The following is a 19,394-nucleotide window of genomic DNA, read 5'->3' as shown; positions in this document are numbered from 1 at the left end:
CTCCAATCAAATTCGCCCAACTTCTAAATACGGGATCAAATTCTTATCAAAGTTTGGACGTGGATCACCCAGAAAACTAATAAAGCCATGCATGCCTGTTAATCGTTCACCTTTATAAAACTGATTCAGCTGAAAACGAGGATCTTGATGCGATAAGGTAAAGCTGACAATTCCTACACCGCGTTGCTTAGAGAGTTTTTGCGCATCTCCAAGCATTAAATGATGCAGTGCTAACTGCTGTGGATGGCACAATAAACTGTGTAACACATGATATTTTAAGGAATCACCAAGTTTAGGTAATGGCATGCCTTTAGTGACTTTGGTCAGTAAATTATAGATCGGACGTAGTACACCAATCGCTGAACTGTAATGCAAGATTTTGGTTTGTTTAAGGCCATGTTGATCCCATAACCCAAACATTCCGACGAGTTTCTCATCTTGAAAATACAGCTGAAAATCCGAAAGCTTCAAGCCAGTAAAATACTGATGCCCTGCGTGTAATTCTTCAAAATTATATGCTGGGATAAAATTATAATGCTGCGACATCTCTGCAATAAATCGATTCATAGCAGTAATATCTTCTGGCTGCGCTGCACGTGACTGAATTTCACAGTTCGCTGTATCAGCTTGAGCCTTCTGATCTAAGAAGGCTTTAATTTTTGCCTTTGTCCCAAGATGGGTCAGCGTTAGTGTTTCTATCAGTCCTTCATCATAATAATCAGGAATTCCTGTTTTTCCAGTTTGTATTGCCGCTCGTGCAGCATAATTATCATTAAAGATGATCATCTGGCTAAAATCAGGTTGATGCATGGTTTGTTTGACATGTACACCCAAAGCCTTGACCAATGATTTACCACGATAGTTTGGATCAACACGCAAATCACTGGCATAGCGTACATTTTGTACTGTTTTATCGACATAGCATGGACGATGACCATTGCTATAACAGGCGACATTTTTCTGACTTTGCGTATCTTCAATCACCACATGCAGCTTATGTCGATACAGAATATCCGAAGCCTTAAAATAACTGGGTTCACGCTGAAAACTGATTTGCACCCCTTTGGTGGTCATCGGCACCGCAATCAGCTCACGTAAGGCTTGATCATCAGCCAAGGTTGCTTCACGGGTAAGCAACGAATTATTTTGAGTATTTGGTGGATTTGTTTTCATTAATTATTCACCTGTTGTGTATTTTGTGTAGACACCAAATCATTGAGATGTCCCATTTGGTCTAAGAGCTGATACACAAAAACAATTTCATCCTGCTCGTTGACCGTTTTCTGAGTTTGAACATCCAATAACTTTTGTTCAGTATTTAATAAATCAAAAGTGGTTTTGGTGCCCAATTCAAATTCTTTACGGGTATAAACAAAGGCAATTGAAGCGGCATCAATGGCATTTTGTAGTGCGTCTTTGTTCTGACGGATGGTCTGCAACTGCGCATAGGTGGTCCGTGTACGTTGATTCAAATCCAGTTCAAGACTACGAATTTTTTGGTTGGCCAGATCAACATCCGCTTGTGCTTTACGCGTATTGGCGCGATTCAAGCCATCGTCATAAAGTGGCACATTAAGCTGCACTCCGACCATGTAATTATTACTTTCGGAACCAATATAACTGGCTTCGTGCTGCGCACCCGCACGACTGGTGAGCATAACCGTCGGCCATAGTTCTCGCTTGGTTAGGGCATATTGCTTTTCAGCTGCCTGCTTTTCATATTTGGCCCGTAATAAAGCTGGATGACTTTTGGTTTGCGCCAAAATCTCATCCAGACTGTTAGAAATTTCAGGGAGACGCTTAACCGGGCTTAGATTATCTGCACTTAGACCCGTAATTTGTGAAAACTGTGCTTCACTCACCGTGAGATTGGATTGGGCCTGCGTAATATCGGCCTGACCTTGTGCCACCTGAGCCAGCACTTGTGCCAAGTCTGCACGGGTAATCATGCCCACATCAAAACGTCGCTGTGACTCATACAACGAACGCTGTAAGTTAGACATGGTTTTTTTTCTCAGATCCAGAATCGCTTTCTTTTTCAATACATCGGTATAGACCATGACTGTATTCAAAATCGTTTCAGATCGTTGATCCGAAAGTCCTTGCGACTGCGCAGAAAGTTGATTTTTAGCAACATCAATTCCCAAGCGATGTCGTCCTGATGTGTAGATAGGGTAATCCATTTGTAATTGCAAACTACGACCTTTTCGGTTTCCTTCAGTTGGAAACATGACGTTAGTCGGCGTTTCAACCCGCTCATAATCAAGTTGTCCAACCAAATTCACTTTGAGTCCATCACGTTGTTTGGCCTGTTCAAGCATTGCTGTGGATTGATTGACACTTAAACGACTCACCTCCAATTGGCTTTCATGCCTTAAACTGGCGGACAAAGCTTCGTCTAAAGTCATGGCATCCACCATACTGGATGCCAACAAAAATCCCATACAGAACGCGTATTGGGAGGACTTAAAGAATCGATGGTTAAATTTCGTCATCCCTTTCTTCATAGTTGTTCCAAACTATTCAAGGTAACTTTCTTAAGTGGTTCAGGCTTAATATTGCCCTCGATGATGCCATCAAACATGACCAACTTTTTGTAGGCGTTCCAACCATTATTGGCTTGACGAATCTGAGGCTGATCTAACTGGCCGAGATTACGTGCCAGCTCATAATGAAAGTTTTGACGCAAAATCTGATCAATATAATCATCATCAATACTGTCATGAATCTCACCCTCAAACAGAACGCAGTAAAATGGTTTGACCTGTTGTTCTGTATCAATCGCCAACAACGAGATTGCTTTAGAGTCGGTTTCATTTAGTTGTGAAAGCAACTGTTGTGCCGTTTCTGGGGCAAGCTTCTCTCCCACTAAATCCACACCAAAACGGCGACCTTGAAACTCAAAACACGGTACTTGTTCAAGAAAACTGGTCACCCGTAAGCAGTCATCAAGGCAATAACGTAATAAACCATTGCCTGAAGTGATAATTGGACTGACCACATCCCCAATCTTCAGCTCCCAAGATGGAATGATTTGTCCCGTTTTCTCACCCTCCAAATATTCAAATTCATAGAAATGACTTTGATATGCCAGTGGATAATGATCGTTATAAGGAATGGTGACTACACCTTCGGTGGCCCATAAGCCTTTACCTTCAAATTGTACAGATGGAAGGCGTTGCTTTAGTTTTTCCGCCCAAGCTTTGGAACCTGCGGTATTCCAACTCGATACTAAACTCAGTATTGGCCATAACTTTTTAAAATCAATGTGTTCACCATTTGAACTGTCGATCAAACACTTTGCACTTTCTGGGCTGAATGGCGCTTTGACTTCTTTTAATGAAGCTTGACGTGCTCCCCATCGACCCGTTTCTAAAACTTCAATCACCTCTTGCTGCATGGCCTCTAAACGATCTAGGAGCTGCAAGGCAAAGGTCGGACTCCACACCGAGATCATGGCCAGATTACGGTTGGCAACCAGATAACAAATGGTGGCAAACAAAGCATCATCGGCATTGGCTGCAAAGGCGACATTGCTTGGCACGGCTTGGGTAAATTTAGATAAAATGCGCTTACCTATACCCAGTAATGCACTGTCATCATTCAGATTTTTATCTTTTAGCACTTCACGTTGGCTTTCTGGCAACCATGAAACAGACCAATAATGAGTGCCTGAACGTAACTGTGGACATTTGCGATAGAGGCTCGCCATCCATGGTGCAATTGCGTGATCAAGTTCATCTAAAAACAGTTTGGTATAAGGGATAAATTTGATTTGCTCACTTGAACCACTAGTTGGCTGGAAACGAACCAGTTTACTGCTTGATAGTTGTAATTCTTGGTCTCGATAACGCTGAATATTCTCACGCCATGCAGCATAACGTGAAGCAGGAAACGCATTCACGAATTGTGCATAATCATGAACCCTTTGTTCTTTTGCAAAATGAGAGCTTTGCAAAATTGAACTCAGGATTTGACGTTGAGTTTCTTCTAGACAATTAAACTGCTTTTTAAAATCTCGGTCAGACACATCACACCATTGTTTTAAAATTAGATGTGAACCTAAGGTTAACCACTCTGTATGCTTCATTGTAAAACTCCCCGGCGAATAGCAGGACTTTTTAACAAAGCTTCACATCGGCCTTTGCTGGCAGGCTTAGTCATTAACTTAACTGGAAAACGTGCAATATCTTTCCACCCCAAGCGGCCAATACAAGGCAACTCAGTTCCCACCGTCCATGTCGGATTCTTCTGCTCAAAGAAATGAATATTGGGATTTTTTGTTCTCATTTCCTCAGTAATCGGCGCTACTTCGCCTTTGAGTGGTTGATAGTCATCGCCGAAATTCAATAATCCCGCTTCTTTGTCATAATATTCACCAAAAAAGTTTTCACAATAATGTTCAATCACACTGGAAAGGTGCTGGTTCTCATCATTGATATTTGGGTAATACACATAATAGTTATTGGCAAGCAGTAGATAGGTTTTGTAGCCTTTGGAAATCAATAACCAATACAGCTCGTTAAAGGGATATTTGACACGTAATTTAATCATGAGTTTGAGCATGGTACTTTGCAACGTACGTGTGCCCCAATATGCTCTAAGGATAACGGTGTCACCACTAAATAGAACCGTGTAGTCCTTACCATTCAGATAAAAATGCTGAACAACCACAGTAGAAAAACCAACGATTTCATCGGTTTCCGAGTTAAAGATTAAGATGGCACCACTTTTCTTTTTGAAATCATCCGCAAAGATGGAAAACTTGGTATTTTCATAATATTGCTCGTAAATCGAATACATGACTTTTAGCCGATCAATATCGATTTGTTCTTTCTCGACATATTGACCATAGGTAGATTCTTTATTATTGAATCTTGAAATCAGTTTATATGTTGTATTAATCATCTGCTTCAACCTCTAAATTTGGATATGCACGTTCCCCTATCTCATAAAGAAATATAAAAACTCATATCACTGTTCTTTTTATGACGGGGTATGTTGTTGTATACGATGCCCCGATTATTTTTTCGTTATATGAAACAACCCTCTAGCATTGAATATCTACATGTCCATTTTCTTCCCCCTATCCATAAAGATGGTTAAGAAAGCCGCCACAAACATGATGATGGCCAGCATACGTAATAAATCATTGAAACTTGATGTCAGTGCTTGGTAATGAATATCTCGGTAGATCACACTGAGCGCGATTTGTTGAGCATTACTGCCCACTTCTTGGTATTGCGCTGTCAACTGGTCTAATCTTTCAATGAAAATCCAGTTCTGTGGGTTCATATACTGATTCAATTGCGTCACATGCACGGCGGTCAGCCAATCTAGCGATGAGTTGATTAATGCCAGCCCAACAGCGCCACCAATATTGCGCATCAGGTTATAAATACCACTTGCATCGGCAACTTTAGCCAGTGGCAGCGTACTCATTGCCAGATGCGAGACTACGATCAAACAAATCATCAGACCAATGCCACGATAAATTTGTGGCCAGAACATAAAGTCATAATCGCTGTGAATACTGAGATGTGAATTGAGCCAAACCCCGAAACCCGCCAAAATCATGCCAACAAACACGGTTTTTCGGGTATCAAAGTTTGGAATCAACCACGCAAGGAAAGGCGCAAAACAGAACATCACAATCCCTGTTACCATCATGATATGTCCGATTTGACTGCTGTTCATTTCTCGGACTTGTCCAAGAAATACAGGAATCATATAGCCCAAGCCATATAAGGCCATACCAATCACAAAAGTAATGATGCAGCTTAAAGTGAAGTTTTTGTTCTTAAATACACTCAGATCCAGCAAAGGTTTAGGCTGGGTAAAACTGCGTGAGAAGAAGATCATGCCACCAATCAGACAAATGATAAATGCAACACGCACACCTGTATCGGCGAGCCAATCATGTCGCGCCCCTTCATCCAAGAAATACTCTAAACCACCTAAAAACATGGCCATACCAATCAAACTGAACCAGTCCATACTTTTGATCAGTGAATAATTGGCGCGGTCTATATTTGGTCCAGAGTAAATAATTGTCGCAATCAAAATACCGGGGATGATGTTAATCAGGAACATCCAGTGCCATGAGAAATTATTGGTCAACCAACCACCAATAGTTGGGCCAATGGCTGGACCTAAAGTACTGATCATGCCAAACATCACCAACGGCAATGCACGTTTTGCTTCAGGAAAAAGCAGGTATAACGCTGTCATTGAGGTAGGAATCATGCCGCCGCCCATAAAACCCTGAATGGCGCGAAATACCAATAGGCTTTCCAGATTCCATGCCAAAGCACACAGCAAAGAACTAATCGTGAATCCAATCGCACAAATAGTGTAATAAATTCGAGTCGAGAGCACCCGAGAGACGATACTGGACATTGGAATTGCAATAATTTCAGCAATCAAATAAACCGTTTGCACCCATGTCACTTCGTAACGGCTAGCACTCATGCCTGCCTGTACTTCATTCAAAGAACTTGCAACAATTTGAATATCCAGAATTGCCATGAAATTACCAAAAATCATGGCAGCAAAAATCAGCCAAGCTGTTTTTGGCGCAAACTTCCACTCATCTTGGTTCGGTTTATTCATTTTCTTATATCCAAAACTTTTCTGATTAAGTTCTTAAATCAACAGTCGCGCTGACGGACATTCCAGGTTTTATAAGGTCAATATGTGGACTCGAATCAATTGCTATCCGCACAGGAATACGTTGCACCACTTTATTGAAATTTCCTGTGGCGTTGTCTGGTGGCATGAGTGAAAAGGTCGCGCCAGATGCTGGAGAAAAGCTTTCGATTTTCCCTGTATAAGTCAGACTTGGATAAGCATCAATTTTTAATTTAACTTCCTGCCCAATATGCATTTTCTCGATTTGGGTTTCTTTAAAGTTTGCTTGTACATACAAACTTTTCTCAGGAATAATTGCCATTAAACGTGTTTGTGGTGAAACACGAGAACCCTTCTGAATCGAAAGACTGCCGACCTTTCCTGTAACAGGGCTAATCACTTTTGAGGATGAAAGATCAATCTGGTACAGGTCTAAGGTAGCATTAGCGTTCTGAATATCTGCCAGTAACTGTGCACGACTGGCTTGTAAACTGCCGAGCTGTGCCTCAGCGGCATTGACTGAGGCCTGGGCTTTACTCAACTGTGCTTGAGCCGTTAAATATTGGGATTGTATGCCTTCAAAATTTTGTCGGGTAATCACCCCGTCTTTGAGTAAATCTTGATAACGATTGAAATCTTTTTTCAAACGAGATAAATCTGCTTGGGCAGCAACCACACCACTATTGGCTTCACTAATCGATGATTTTGCAGACTTTTCATTCTGTTGCTGAACAGCAAGCGCAGCTTGTTTTAAGGTGACTACTGATTTCGCCTGATCATAACGTGCCTGATAATCACGATGATCTAAAATAGCCAAAGCTTCTCCTTTTTTCACAAACTGATTGTCATTAATAATCAATTCAACGACTTCACCTGAGATTTTTGGCATCACCCAAGTGACATCAGCTTGGACATAGGCATTATCGGTAGATTGATAGAATCGATAGACCAAAAAATAATACGCGATGCCTAAGATCAGAAATAAGATGAGTACACTAAACACAACCCAAGTTATTTTTTTTCGACTTTGGAAATTAGTATCAGTTTCGAGCTGAGCTACGTTATCCATATTTATTCCGCTATTTTGTAATATACAGTTTTTATTTTGAGCCACGGTTAAATGGTCATCTTTTCACGTAACTTTTCACTTAATTGTGTATAAATAAATAGTTACAATGTAATAATTGGCGCAAATTATCATTCTTAATGGAATAATATGTCATTGACCATTTGTGCATATCATTTTTCTATTTCTGCCAATTGTTCGAATGGTATAAAGCTTTTATTAAAGATTTGTGAAATTTTAGCACAAGCATAAATGATTCGTGTTTTCATTTGTAAAAAATTAAACCTATATTATTGTTTAATTTAAATAAATTATTAAATTCAGCTTCACTAATATTTTTACCATTTAGTTTAATCATCTTACTTTTCTAATCTATTTATGAGCATAAAAATAGTAAAATGCCAAAAAGCCGAAGCGTTATAGAAATGTAATTTTTGCAAAAAAAGTGATTTTTCTCCTATTAATTTTCATATTTTAATTCAATCAAATTGTGCACTATCGCACAAATAGTTTTTGCAAAAGTGAATAAAGTATTTAAGCTAAACAAATCATTAGAATTAATAACCTAAATGTGCTAATTCATTACTTTGCATAGTAAAAATTTAAAGTATTGCTAAATACTGCTGTTTATAGGTCTTGCTCAGATGTGAACTATATCAACTTAGATACCGGTAAGTTGTAATCTGATCAGACAAAACAACCAGAAAATTGGAAAAATAATATTGATCTAAAAGAAGGACTGCTTATGGATTCTGGACTAATCACACTTTTTCTACCGATCGCCTTGGCGATTGTCATGGCCGGGCTGGGTTTGGAGCTCACACTCAAAGACTTTGCACGAGTAAGCAAACATCCCAAAGCGGTGATCATTGCTTTGTTTTGTCAGCTTATTTTATTGGTCGGCATTGCATTTTTAATTTGTAAAATATTGGCTTTACCGCCGCTTCTGGCAGTCGGTTTGATGTTACTTGCCGCTTCTCCTGGTGGATCAACCGCAAATCTATTCAGCTATTTGTATAAAGGTGATATCGCACTAAATATTACATTAACCGCAATTAATGCCATTATTGCCGCCATCTTTTTACCGTTTATTGTCAATTTCTCAATTTTGCATTTTATGAATGAAGGCCAACAAGTCGGACTACAATTTGCAAAAGTCCTGCAAGTCTTTGCCATCATTCTGGTCCCTGTTTGTATTGGGATGCTAATCCGTCATTATGCGCCGCATACCGCAGAAAAACTGAATCGCCCTGTGCGCATCTTTGCGGTGGTTTTTCTTGTCATTATCATCCTTGGCGCAATTATAAAAGAACGAAATAACCTGATCGAATATATCGGGCAAATTGGCTTTGCAACTGCCTTATTTTGTGCAATTAGTCTATGTGTCGGTTATTTTGTACCACGACTGTTTGGAATCAGCTCTTATCAAGCTCGTGCATGCGCGTTTGAGATTGGTATTCATAATAGTACGCTGGCCATGACCATTGCACTCACCATTATGGCGAGTACCACCATTGCCATGCCTGCTGCGGTCTACTCAATTTTTATGTATATTTTCGCGACTATCTTTGGGACTTTGATTACGAGATTTGGCGCTCAGGAAACGATAAAAGCCTAATTTTTTTAAACCATCACCGCCATAGCGTATAAAGAAATATGCTATGGCTTTTATTTAAATCCAGTTTTATTCACCGCTTCCAACTGATCGCTAAGTGCTTTGGCTGACCATGCTTTGGGTGTTATTTCAGCTTGTTTAATTAACTCAATAAGCTTTTGATTGATTGGCGCTTTTAAATTTAGTTGCGTTGCTAAACGGACAACTTCACCATTAATCCAGTCAATTTCCGTTGCTCGCCCCGCCATAAGATCATCTGCCATTGATGATCGTGCCAACGGATCAATTGCCAGCATTTTCTTGCTCAGCAGATTGAAAATCGTATTAGGCAGTTTTAATACAAATGGCACGAACTGTGCTGGTAAAGCGGTCAATTGTGCAGGCTTAATTTTTGCGATTTTAAGTAGCTCTAGAGCTTCAATCTGTGCCATTGCCAAACATTGACGATAGGCTCGAATAGAAAGTTGTTGCTTGAGTGGAAGCTGAGATAAAGCATTAATTGAATTATTGAAATTCAATAATAACTTTGCCCATTGAATCGCCTGCATATCATCTTCAAGTGTCAGTTCAAGCTGAGCGCCATCAAATGCGGCAACAAGCTCATTCAAACCAGCATGTTTTTTCACATACAAAGCGCCTTCTGTACCTTGATGAAAAATTCCATTTCCTAAAGCAGCGACATTAAAAGGTACCATACCTTCAAGAATTGTATGGTCAAACAACACTTGTTTTAGGATGCCAACATTACTTAAACCATTCTGAAAACTAATGATGATGGTGTTTTTCTTTAAAATATCTTTTAACTCATGTGCAACTTGTTCAGTTGCGGCAGACTTTACACAGACAAAAATGATATCAGCTTGAGCAGCAATGTTTGGATCAGTACTAAGTTGTAGCTTACTCGCTGGAACAATATTTTTTTCACCTAGATAGTCCGAAACAGTCAGTCCATAACATTGCAACTGTTGTTGTATTTTCGGGCGTACAATAAAATCAATATCATACCCTGTTGCTGCTAATCGCCCACCAAGATAACATCCAATATTTCCAGCCCCATAAATACATATTTTCATTGATTTTCCTTGCTGGATTCTATTTCTTAACAACAACACTTTAACCCAAAGCATGGAGTTAAGTTGTCACTTAGCTGACAAATTTATTTCTAAGCACAGAATTTAATATTGAGTAATGTTCATTCAGGAACATCTTCTTTTTCTTTATTTTTTAGTGCCCCATGCCATTCTGCCAATACATAACCCATTCCATAAATGTTATGGATGAGTTTAGGAAGAAAATTACGGTCAATCTTATTTCTTAAACGACTAATCGCCACTTCAATCATTTTAGTGTCTGCATCGTGGGTTATATCCCATATCTGTGAAGCGATTAATGCTCTAGGTAAGACCTCTCCACGTCTACTCATGAATAACTCAATCAATGCATATTCTTGAGCTGTAAGATTAATCCGTTTTCCCGCTCGGCTTACACTGCGTTTCCATAAATCAAGTTCAAGGTCGGCAACACAAATTCGGTTGATTTCATGATTCCACTGCTCTCTACTCAATAGACCTTTGATCCGTGTGAGAAGCTCTACCAAGGTAAAAGAAAGGCCAAGCCCTTTCATTCGCTCTTCAATTTGATCACGTGCAATCAAAAACAAAATAGGCATAGTTTTTCCATTCTTTCCAACATCATGCAGAATGTTCCAGCCATTTAAACCAGCAAACATGACATCCAATACCACTAAATCATATTCATTAAACAATAGCGCGAGATGCTTACCTGTTATTTCATCTGTGACCCAATCGATCATATAACCTGCTTCTGATAATGCTTGGTTAAGATAACTCCCTATTTTTTGCTCATCTTCGACTAGTAATATTTTCATCTTAAACCTGTTAAAGCCCTGCTTAAGAAGATAATAACGTTGTACAACTTTAAATAGTTTTGAATGACATAAATGTAATTTTGGTGTCATTTCAATGTTCATTTCTACAATAGATCAATATAAGAATTCAGCTTTTGGTACAAGATGGGTCTGCAAAAAGATGCTTTAAGACGTTTCGCCGAATTCATAAAAAATAAAAGCCTAGCAATTAAGCTAGGCTTTTAGATATTCCATTAACAAGGTTTATTGAAGATCAGGATCTGCCAATAAAGTTGTCGCGGCAAGTTTTCCAAGATTATTCGAAGCCAATGGGCTATCACCTGTTAATAGTTTACGATCTTGATGAACCTGCCCTGTGATGCCTTTATTTAAGATTTCGACACCTAGTTTTTCGAGATTCTCACCCACCAACCAAGGCAATTGTCCTGGCATATAGCCGATATCAATATTTGCACCTTTATCTAGGGAATCAGGAAACACACAAATCTTGTAGTCCTTAAAAATATAATCTTGCGGATCTTCATCTACAGCTGCTGCAAGCAATGAAGCTGGCCCATGACATAGCGTGATCACATATTTATCATTTTTAATGGCCCACTTTAATAGCTGTTTGACTTCTTTGCTTTCAGGAATCTTAGCAAGAACACCATGTCCACCCGGAATAAAGATACCTGCATAAGGTGAATCTGTACTTAAAGCTTGTTCCAGAATATCTGCTAACTTGAGCGGCGCTTTGAGTTGCTTTTCATATTTCTTGTAGGTATTTAAGACCACCTGTTCTTCATTCGGCATCGCCCACATTTCCAACTTAACTGGATTGCCTGAAAGTGTTGCCACATCAAAGGCAAAGCCCGCATTATCCAAGTGGAACATTGGCAATAACATTTCAACAGGATGATTTCCCGTAGAAAAGAATTTTTCGTTTTGCATCAAGATATAACGTTCATCGGTTGCAATCATTAAAATCCGTTTGTCGCCTTGGTACGGATTTTGGTAAGTCGTGCCATCGTAATCTGTTTTTGCCGAGGTGTATTGGCTCAGCGAATATGGCGATGGGAAAAAAGCATTATCTTCTGCATGGTCTGGACTTGGGTTGCGATCATCAGGATTTGTTGTCATTTTGAGATTCCTCATCAGGTCGTTATGTTTATATGCATACTGCTTGAGTCACCTGCCACACTCAAGTTTTGAGTATGAACAGGCATGGATTGAACACAATTAGGCAAATTCAGACTTAATTTCGAGTACCACTTTGCCCGTATGTTGGCTGCTTTCCAGACATTGATGTGCCTGAGCTACTTCATCAAATGCAAAAGTTTTATAGATCATTGGCTTGCATTGATCCGCTTCAATTAAAGGCCAGACAAACTGCTCAAGTTCTTGAGTAATTTGAGCTTTTTCAGCATTGGTTCTAGCACGCATGGTCGAACCTGTGACAACAGCCCGTTTTAACATCAATTCTTGTATATCAAAGCCATCAACTTTTCGACCACCCATAAAACCGATAATCACCAATCGACCATCACGCTTTAATAATCTCAGATTTTGATTAAAGTAAGCGGCGCCAATAATATCCAAAATCACATCTACACCTTGGCCATCCGTTTGAGCCAAAACTTCTTTTTCAAAGTCCTGTGTTTTGTAGTTAATTACCTGTGACACCGAAGCTAACTTTTCAACTTTGTCATCACTTCCAACCGTGGAGAAGTTTTTGATGCCCATTGCATGGCATAAGCTGATTGCTGTAGAACCAATACCACTGGCTCCACCATGAATCAACACGGTTTCATTCTTATTTAATTGTCCTATCTGAAACAAATTCGCCCAAACTGTAAAATAGGTTTCAGGAATAGCCGCAGCTTCGACAAAACTCAGATTCTTTGGAATTTTTAAGGTTTGATTGGCAGGTACTGCACAGTATTCGGCATAACCACCTCCATTGGTGAGTGCACAGACTTTATCACCGACTTTGAACTGTGTGACGTGTTCACCAATTTGAACAATCACGCCCGATACTTCTAGACCAGGTATGGGTGTGACCCCTTTAGGCATTGGATACAGGCCTTGGCGCTGTAAAATGTCAGGTCTATTAATCCCCGTTGCGTAGACTTCGATGAGCACTTCATCTGCTTTAATCTCTGGTCGAGGCCCTTGGGTCACGTGTAAAACCTCAGGACCACCCGCTTGTGTAATTTCGATATATTTCATTTGTTCTACGCTATTTTGATTCATCTGATCATGACTCCATTTCAGTATTCGATTCAGCATGCTTGGGCGGAAAACCAAACTGCTTTTTAAATTCTCGGCTAAATTGAGAAGAGCTCTGATATCCAACAGCATAAGCCGCCTGAGCCACACTTTGGTCTGCGTTTTGCAACAATTGTTTTGCCTTATGCAACCGAACCACTTTTAAATATTGCAATGGTGAATATTGTGTGACTTGTTTAAAGGCTTTATGAAATGCAGAAGTACTCATATTGGCTTGCTCTGCCAGCATCTCAACTGTTAACTTCTCGGTAAAATGATGTTGAATATATTCACAAATTTTATAAATCGGTCTCAGGTTCCCTTGAGCAATCAAACCATTTAATGCGTCCGCACCTGAATGTTGGATGACCCGATAAAGCAACTCCCGTTTAATTTGATCTCCCAAGATCAATACATCCTGTTCAGAAGTCAGAATATTTAACAGTCGAATCAAGATACTTGATACGGTTTGATCATACTGAATCACACTCATCCCTGTGGTCAGTGGTTTAAATCGGTAATTTTCAAAATAGGTTTTAGCCAGTAGCTCATTTACAGTATCTGCCTCTAACTTCATGCTGATCGCAATCATCGGTGCTTCTGGACTGGCAATGGTGTCACAGTCAAAGGGCATCGAAACTGAGACAATTAAACATTCACTTTGCTTGAATGAATAAGTTTCTGTGCCGATATAACCGCGCTTTTGGCCTTGCAATACAAACACGAGGGTTGGTTCTTGTAATACTGCAATCGGTGGTGTGTTGTGGTCAACACGCATCAAGGTAATGCCATCAATCGAAGTGGAAAAAAAACCTTCTTTATGTACCAGTTTTAGAAATAAATTGATTAACGTTTGGTCATTCATCATGCGTTATCTGATGATTTGAAATGTGATTTTTATTATTAAATAGCAAACAGATAAAAACTGTTAGTTTTATGCAGAATTAGGCATGGAAAAGAGAGTTTTAATGTGATCTAACTGGGAACAGATTGTCCTTAAACCTAGATATCCCCTTATTAATTCGTTATTTTTGATCCATTCCTAAAAGTGTTCTAAGTCTAAAAATTTCTACAACTAACTTTGGAATATCTTGTTTTGCATTTGCAATAAAATCCTGATCGGCAATAGTCGCTCCTGTTAACTCGATATCATCATCGCCTGTCATAATAAAATTGGATCCTGATTCATGATCTCTGCCCTCTACATATGAAATCCAAGGTCCTTTGGTCGTTTTCGAACAATTATCTAAAATCTGTTCTAAACTTTCTCTCGATAATTCTTCCATTTTAATACTCTGATTTTCCATGAATTCTCACATTGAAAGTACTATTTAACCATGAATACATCTACTCCCAAGCCAATTATAATTATTTCTAGGTTCAGAAATTTCATCAATACACCACCCATGGACAATCATCAAAATCTATCTTATTAGAACGGCATCCTAGTACAACAAGAATGCAGAAACCTATACTTGATACTAAAAAGCATTTATGGATAGCTTCTATAGTCTAAAACTAGTGAATGTAGAAATCAGATTCATTCCAACTACAGTTACAACAGATGCTATCAGCGCATATTTCCAGTTATCCATAAAAACCCTAAAAGGCTTAACATAATCTAATTCTAATAAAACTGACTCGAATCCAACATCTGCAAAGTAATCTTTTTCACTTCATCACGACTTTGCATGATATGCGCTTCAATCGCATTGATCGCTTGTTCAGTTTGTCGATCGAAAATAAAACCTAAGATTTTTTGATGTTCCTGATAAGTTGCTTCAATCCGATAATCTTTAGAAAAATCCAAACGGCGAATAATCCGAATACGCTCACTCAAATCCCGATGAATCCTCGCCATTTCATTATTTCCCGAAGCACGGACCAAAGCACAATGAAAATCCTCATCTTGCTGGGAAAGCTGTTTAATGTCTTTTAAATATTCAGAAGGTTGTACTAACCAGAGGTCTTTTAGCACTGACAGCTCAACCGAATTGTGGTGGTCAATCTGACAGAGTTTACGAATCGAATCTTTTTCCAAAACAATACGAACATCATAGAGCTCTTCATAGTAACGAAAATTGAGCGGCCGAATCTGCCAACCGCTCCGAAAGCTCACATCAACATAGCCCTCTTGTTGCAAACGATATAAGGCTTGTCGGATTGGGGTACGACTCACATCATAGGCTTTGGCAACTTCAGACTCAGTAAAGCGTTCACCTGGCATCAATTTGAAATCAAAGATGTCATTCTTGATGCGTTGGTAAACCAGCTCAGACAGATTGTCTGAGCCTTTGGTTGTGCTTTTTATGTTGATATTCACTTCTTTCATTCAAGCTTATTCCATATAGACCAATGGTTCACCACTGTGTACTGTTTGCCCTGCTCTGCAAATAATGGCTTTAACAATACCATCCTCTTCCGCATAGACAGGTAACTCCATTTTCATGGCTTCAATAATAGCAACAGTTTCACCTTTTTTGATCTCTTGACCATGTTCCACAAAGATCTTCCAGATATTCCCTGTCATTGATGCATTTAAAGAAGAAAGATGGCTGTAATCAACATGATTGGTTTGCTCAATATGTTGTTCAGGTTGCGCAGCAAACTCTTCTTTCCAACGGCTCACCTCAGTGCTAAAGGCCTGTTGTTGCTTGTCTTTAAATGCCGCGATACTTTCCGCTTCATTGTCCAAGAATTGTACATAGTCTGCATAGTCAAACTCGGTTTCTTCAATCTGAATCTGAGCACGACCATTTTCAAAATCTGCACGCCATTCATTCAATTCAGCTTCAGTCACAGGGAAATATTTAATCTGGTCAAAGAATTGCAAGAACCATTGCTTATCACCAAATTGCTTGTTCTTTTTAAACTTATTCCAGATCGGTAGCGTCCGCCCAATCAACTGATAACCACCCGGTGAATCCATGCCATAAATACACATGTACATCCCGCCAATACCGACAGTGCCTTCCGCAGTAAAAGTACGTGCAGGATTGTACTTAGAGCTGAGTAAACGGTGACGTGGATCAATCGGTACCGCACATGGCGCTGTCAGATAGACATCGCCTAAACCTAACACTAAGTAGTTGGCATCAAAAATAATATCTTTGACTTCATCACGATGTGCTAGTCCGTTAATACGTTGGATAAAATCAACGTTATTCGGTAACCACGGCGCTTTGGCGCAAACACTTTCCTGATAACGCTCTACTGCACCTAAAGTCGCACTGTCCTCAAACGCCATTGGCAAATGCACAATACGCGATGGGATTTTGAGCTGGCTTAAATCACCCATTTGTTCTTCAAGTTTAAGCAATTGATGAATGAGCTCAGCTTGAGGAATCACCAGACCATCATATTTAATTTGTAGTGAACGCACACCTGGTGACAGTTCCAAAACACCTGCAAGATTGGCATCACGGATCATTTGAATCAATTGATGTACACGTAAACGAAGTGCCAAATCTAAAACATTTTCACCATATTCAAGCAAGATATAGCTATCACCCGCTTGGCGATAAACGGTTTTTGGTGATAAATCAGTTGGTTCACGTTGAGCCAAAATAGTGGTAAACACGTCTTGAGCAGGTTCAATGGTTTCAACGACCTTGATGGCATCTGCAAAGTTCTGAATATTGTCGATTTGTTTCCGTTCTAATGCATTGGCTTGCTCTGCCGTGATTGGGTAAAAACGGATCTTGTCATCGGCTTTCAGTTGACCTACTTTCCACAGTTCAGCTTTGGCAATAGTCACTGGACAAACGAAGCCGCCTAAACTTGGGCCATCTTTTGCCAAAATCACAGGGAAATCACCTGTAAAGTTGATCGCACCAATGGCATATTCACAGTCATGCACATTGGATGGATGTAGGCCTGCCTCCCCGCCATTCTCTCTGGCCCAGCTCGGTGTCGGACCTGATAGTCTGACGCCTAAACGGTTTGAGTTAAAGTGAACCGTCCACTCAGAAGCAAAAAACTCTTCCACATATTCAGGTTTAAAGAAATCAGGCGCACCGTGCGGTCCATACAACACGGCGATTTCCCATTCATTGCTGTATTCTGGAATGAGATCTTTGGATAAGGCTTGTGGTGCATCTGTTGCCAGTGGTAGTTCCGCACTGGCAAGTTCTGCATCGACCATTTTGATCATGTCACCAACACGTAAAGTCCGGCCAGCATGACCACCAAAATTACCTAATGCAAATGTTGATCGGCTACCTAAATATAAGGGTACATCAAGACCATCACGCACGGCTAAATAAGTACGGCAGCCTGAAGCCACTTGACCAACTTTTAAAATTTGACCTGCTTTGACCTTAATCGGTTGCCAAAAAGCAATGCGTTGATCATCCAACATAGCAGTACAGCTTGCGCCTGTGAGTGCAATGGTGGTATCGGCATGGAACTTTAAGCTTGGACCTACTAAAGTAAACTCAAAACCCGCTGCCTTTGCATCATTACCCACAATACGATTGGCCAGTTGGAAGGCATAATCATCCATAGGACCTGATGGTGGTACACCGATATCCCAATAGCCTGTACGCCCAGGATAGTCTTGAATTGAACTCAATGTACCTGCTTGGATCACCTCAATGACTTTTGGCGAATAGCTGAAATCGTCAAGCATGCGTGTCCAGATTTGCATCGATTCAAATCGCTGGTCTGATACTATGGCACGGGCATAATCCAAGTTGGTGCTGATGCCATTTAAACGCGTTTCCGCTAACACTACTTTTAATTTTTCAATCGCAGTAGCTCGATCTTCCGCATGCACAATAATCTTGGCAATCATTGGATCAAAATACTGAGAAATTTCAGTCCCTGTTTTCACCCAAGTATCAACACGAATACCTTCGGGAAATGACACTTCGGTGAGCACACCTGGACTTGGCTGGAAATTTTTCACAGGATCTTCGGCATAAACTCGGACTTCAATCGCAGCCCCTTGCGGTTGGATATTGCTGAGATAGTCCCAATCCAATGCATCGCCAGCCGCGACTTTGAGCATACACTCGATCAAGTCAAGACCTGTCACCATTTCCGTGACTGGATGCTCTACCTGTAAACGGGTATTCACCTCAAGGAAATAAAATTCATCCCGCTTGGCATCATAAATAAATTCAACCGTTCCTGCACTGCGGTAATTCACAGAGCGACCCAGTTCAACTGCAGCTTGATGTAGCTTTTTACGAGTTGCTTCAGGTAAGTTCGCCGCAGGTGTTTCTTCAACCACTTTTTGGTTACGGCGTTGCAATGAGCAATCACGCTCACCAAACGCCACTACTTGACCTTTACCATCACCAAAAATCTGTACTTCAACATGACGTGCTTTATCAATAAAACATTCAATAAAGACACCCGCATCTTTAAAGAACTGCTCACCGAGGCGTTTCACGCTTTCATAAGCATCGGCCAGTGCTTGTTGGGTGTCGCAACGAGTGAGGCCAATACCACCACCACCCGCAGTGCTTTTGAGCATGATTGGATAACCAATCCGCTCAGCTGCAGTCAAGGCTTCCTCCAAACTGTCCAACAAACCTGTACCAGGGGTCATTGGTACATGAGCCGCTGCTGCAAGTTCACGTGCACGGTGTTTTAGACCAAATTCTAGAATCTGTTCTGCAGTTGGCCCCATAAAGGCAATGTTATTTTCTTCACAAGCACGAGAGAAATCTGCACTCTCAGACAGAAAACCATAGCCCGGAAAAATTGCTTCTGCTCCAGTCTGTTTAGCGGCTTGAATCAGTTTTTCGATACTCAAATAAGTATCAGCTGGTTTTAAACCATCCAGTGCAATTGCGACATCTGCATTCTGTACATGCTGTGCATAACGGTCGCTGTCCGAATAAACCGCGACACTGGTAATGCCTAATTTTTTCAGCGTTCGAATTGCTCTAACAGCAATTTCACCACGGTTTGCAATAAGTACGGTCTTAAACATGATG

The 19,394-nt window shown here is 40.3% G+C and carries 15 protein-coding genes; 1 reads left to right on the top strand and 14 read right to left on the bottom strand.

Features of this window, described 5'->3' with window-relative positions; all coding sequences use genetic code 11:
• Positions 1-6: 6 nt before the first annotated feature.
• The 6 genes from A7P54_RS05990 to A7P54_RS05965 form a co-directional block, all read right to left on the bottom strand.
• A complete protein-coding gene (locus A7P54_RS05990) occupies positions 7-1,173 on the bottom strand; it encodes a hypothetical protein (protein ID WP_005203790.1) in 1,167 nt (388 codons plus the stop codon).
• Positions 1,173-2,507: a TolC family protein gene (locus tag A7P54_RS05985; RefSeq protein ID WP_216077034.1), complete on the bottom strand. Its 1,335-nt coding sequence runs from the start codon at positions 2,505-2,507 to the stop codon at positions 1,173-1,175. The genes A7P54_RS05990 and A7P54_RS05985 overlap by 1 nt, the downstream gene beginning before the upstream one ends.
• A complete protein-coding gene (locus A7P54_RS05980; protein WP_171548974.1) occupies positions 2,504-4,090 on the bottom strand; it encodes a GH3 auxin-responsive promoter family protein in 1,587 nt (528 codons plus the stop codon). Before A7P54_RS05980 ends, A7P54_RS05985 begins: the two co-directional genes overlap by 4 nt.
• Positions 4,087-4,908 carry a hypothetical protein gene (locus tag A7P54_RS05975; RefSeq protein ID WP_171548973.1) on the bottom strand — a complete coding sequence of 274 codons (822 nt, stop codon included), beginning with the start codon at positions 4,906-4,908 and terminating at the stop codon, positions 4,087-4,089. Before A7P54_RS05975 ends, A7P54_RS05980 begins: the two co-directional genes overlap by 4 nt.
• A 156-nt stretch (positions 4,909-5,064) precedes the next feature.
• Positions 5,065-6,612 carry a DHA2 family efflux MFS transporter permease subunit gene (locus A7P54_RS05970; protein WP_005203801.1) on the bottom strand — a complete coding sequence of 516 codons (1,548 nt, stop codon included), beginning with the start codon at positions 6,610-6,612 and terminating at the stop codon, positions 5,065-5,067.
• A 25-nt stretch (positions 6,613-6,637) separates the two neighbouring features.
• Positions 6,638-7,699, bottom strand: a complete 1,062-nt coding sequence (locus tag A7P54_RS05965; RefSeq protein ID WP_171548972.1) for an HlyD family secretion protein — start codon at positions 7,697-7,699, stop codon at positions 6,638-6,640.
• 742 nt (positions 7,700-8,441) lie between these two features.
• Here A7P54_RS05965 and A7P54_RS05960 point away from each other — a divergent pair.
• The gene (locus tag A7P54_RS05960) at positions 8,442-9,314 is read left to right on the top strand and encodes a bile acid:sodium symporter family protein (protein WP_005203803.1); all 873 of its coding nucleotides are present in this window, start codon (positions 8,442-8,444) and stop codon (positions 9,312-9,314) included.
• Between the two features lie 50 nt (positions 9,315-9,364).
• On the opposite strand, the gene A7P54_RS05955 is transcribed toward A7P54_RS05960, so the two are convergent.
• The 8 genes from A7P54_RS05955 to uca all read right to left on the bottom strand — a co-directional run bounded on the left by A7P54_RS05955 (position 9,365) and on the right by uca (position 19,390).
• Positions 9,365-10,384, bottom strand: coding sequence for a 2-dehydropantoate 2-reductase (locus tag A7P54_RS05955; protein ID WP_171548971.1), 1,020 nt, complete (start codon positions 10,382-10,384; stop codon positions 9,365-9,367).
• 119 nt (positions 10,385-10,503) lie between these two features.
• Entirely contained in the window at positions 10,504-11,199 is a 696-nt protein-coding gene (locus A7P54_RS05950; RefSeq protein WP_171549207.1) for a winged helix-turn-helix domain-containing protein, read from the bottom strand.
• Between the two features lie 243 nt (positions 11,200-11,442).
• Positions 11,443-12,318: a glyoxalase III HchA gene (hchA, locus tag A7P54_RS05945; protein ID WP_171548970.1), complete on the bottom strand. Its 876-nt coding sequence runs from the start codon at positions 12,316-12,318 to the stop codon at positions 11,443-11,445.
• A 99-nt stretch (positions 12,319-12,417) separates the two neighbouring features.
• Positions 12,418-13,431: an NAD(P)H-quinone oxidoreductase gene (locus tag A7P54_RS05940; protein WP_171548969.1), complete on the bottom strand. Its 1,014-nt coding sequence runs from the start codon at positions 13,429-13,431 to the stop codon at positions 12,418-12,420.
• Positions 13,432-13,435: 4 nt separating this feature from the next.
• Entirely contained in the window at positions 13,436-14,314 is an 879-nt protein-coding gene (locus A7P54_RS05935; protein WP_171548968.1) for an AraC family transcriptional regulator, read from the bottom strand.
• Positions 14,315-14,471: 157 nt separating this feature from the next.
• On the bottom strand, positions 14,472-14,753 hold the full coding sequence (locus tag A7P54_RS05930) for a hypothetical protein (protein WP_252728594.1): 282 nt from the start codon (positions 14,751-14,753) through the stop codon (positions 14,472-14,474).
• A gap of 320 nt (positions 14,754-15,073) precedes the next feature.
• Positions 15,074-15,778, bottom strand: a complete 705-nt coding sequence (locus A7P54_RS05925; RefSeq protein ID WP_171548967.1) for a GntR family transcriptional regulator — start codon at positions 15,776-15,778, stop codon at positions 15,074-15,076.
• A 6-nt stretch (positions 15,779-15,784) separates the two neighbouring features.
• Positions 15,785-19,390 (bottom strand): urea carboxylase, encoded by a 3,606-nt coding sequence (gene uca / locus A7P54_RS05920; protein ID WP_171548966.1) that lies wholly within the window; start codon positions 19,388-19,390, stop codon positions 15,785-15,787.
• Positions 19,391-19,394: the final 4 nt, after the last annotated feature.

The organism is Acinetobacter sp. Ac_3412 (assembly GCF_013072675.1).
GTDB lineage: Bacteria > Pseudomonadota > Gammaproteobacteria > Pseudomonadales > Moraxellaceae > Acinetobacter > Acinetobacter higginsii.
Note: the sequence above shows the minus strand (reverse complement) of the source record. Positions and strands in the feature narration are given on the sequence as shown.

Bases quoted from the DNA above. Each gene is read 5' to 3' on its own strand.
- A7P54_RS05990 (WP_005203790.1), bottom strand. From the start codon at position 1,173: ATGAAAACAAATCCACCAAATACTCAAAATAATTCGTTGCTTACCCGT.
- A7P54_RS05985 (WP_216077034.1), bottom strand. From the start codon at position 2,507: ATGAAGAAAGGGATGACGAAATTTAACCATCGATTCTTTAAGTCCTCC.
- A7P54_RS05980 (WP_171548974.1), bottom strand. From the start codon at position 4,090: ATGAAGCATACAGAGTGGTTAACCTTAGGTTCACATCTAATTTTAAAA.
- A7P54_RS05975 (WP_171548973.1), bottom strand. From the start codon at position 4,908: ATGATTAATACAACATATAAACTGATTTCAAGATTCAATAATAAAGAA.
- A7P54_RS05970 (WP_005203801.1), bottom strand. From the start codon at position 6,612: ATGAATAAACCGAACCAAGATGAGTGGAAGTTTGCGCCAAAAACAGCT.
- A7P54_RS05965 (WP_171548972.1), bottom strand. From the start codon at position 7,699: ATGGATAACGTAGCTCAGCTCGAAACTGATACTAATTTCCAAAGTCGA.
- A7P54_RS05960 (WP_005203803.1), top strand. From the start codon at position 8,442: ATGGATTCTGGACTAATCACACTTTTTCTACCGATCGCCTTGGCGATT.
- A7P54_RS05955 (WP_171548971.1), bottom strand. From the start codon at position 10,384: ATGAAAATATGTATTTATGGGGCTGGAAATATTGGATGTTATCTTGGT.
- A7P54_RS05950 (WP_171549207.1), bottom strand. From the start codon at position 11,199: ATGAAAATATTACTAGTCGAAGATGAGCAAAAAATAGGGAGTTATCTT.
- hchA (WP_171548970.1), bottom strand. From the start codon at position 12,318: ATGACAACAAATCCTGATGATCGCAACCCAAGTCCAGACCATGCAGAA.
- A7P54_RS05940 (WP_171548969.1), bottom strand. From the start codon at position 13,431: ATGAATCAAAATAGCGTAGAACAAATGAAATATATCGAAATTACACAA.
- A7P54_RS05935 (WP_171548968.1), bottom strand. From the start codon at position 14,314: ATGATGAATGACCAAACGTTAATCAATTTATTTCTAAAACTGGTACAT.
- A7P54_RS05930 (WP_252728594.1), bottom strand. From the start codon at position 14,753: ATGGAAAATCAGAGTATTAAAATGGAAGAATTATCGAGAGAAAGTTTA.
- A7P54_RS05925 (WP_171548967.1), bottom strand. From the start codon at position 15,778: ATGAAAGAAGTGAATATCAACATAAAAAGCACAACCAAAGGCTCAGAC.
- uca (WP_171548966.1), bottom strand. From the start codon at position 19,390: ATGTTTAAGACCGTACTTATTGCAAACCGTGGTGAAATTGCTGTTAGA.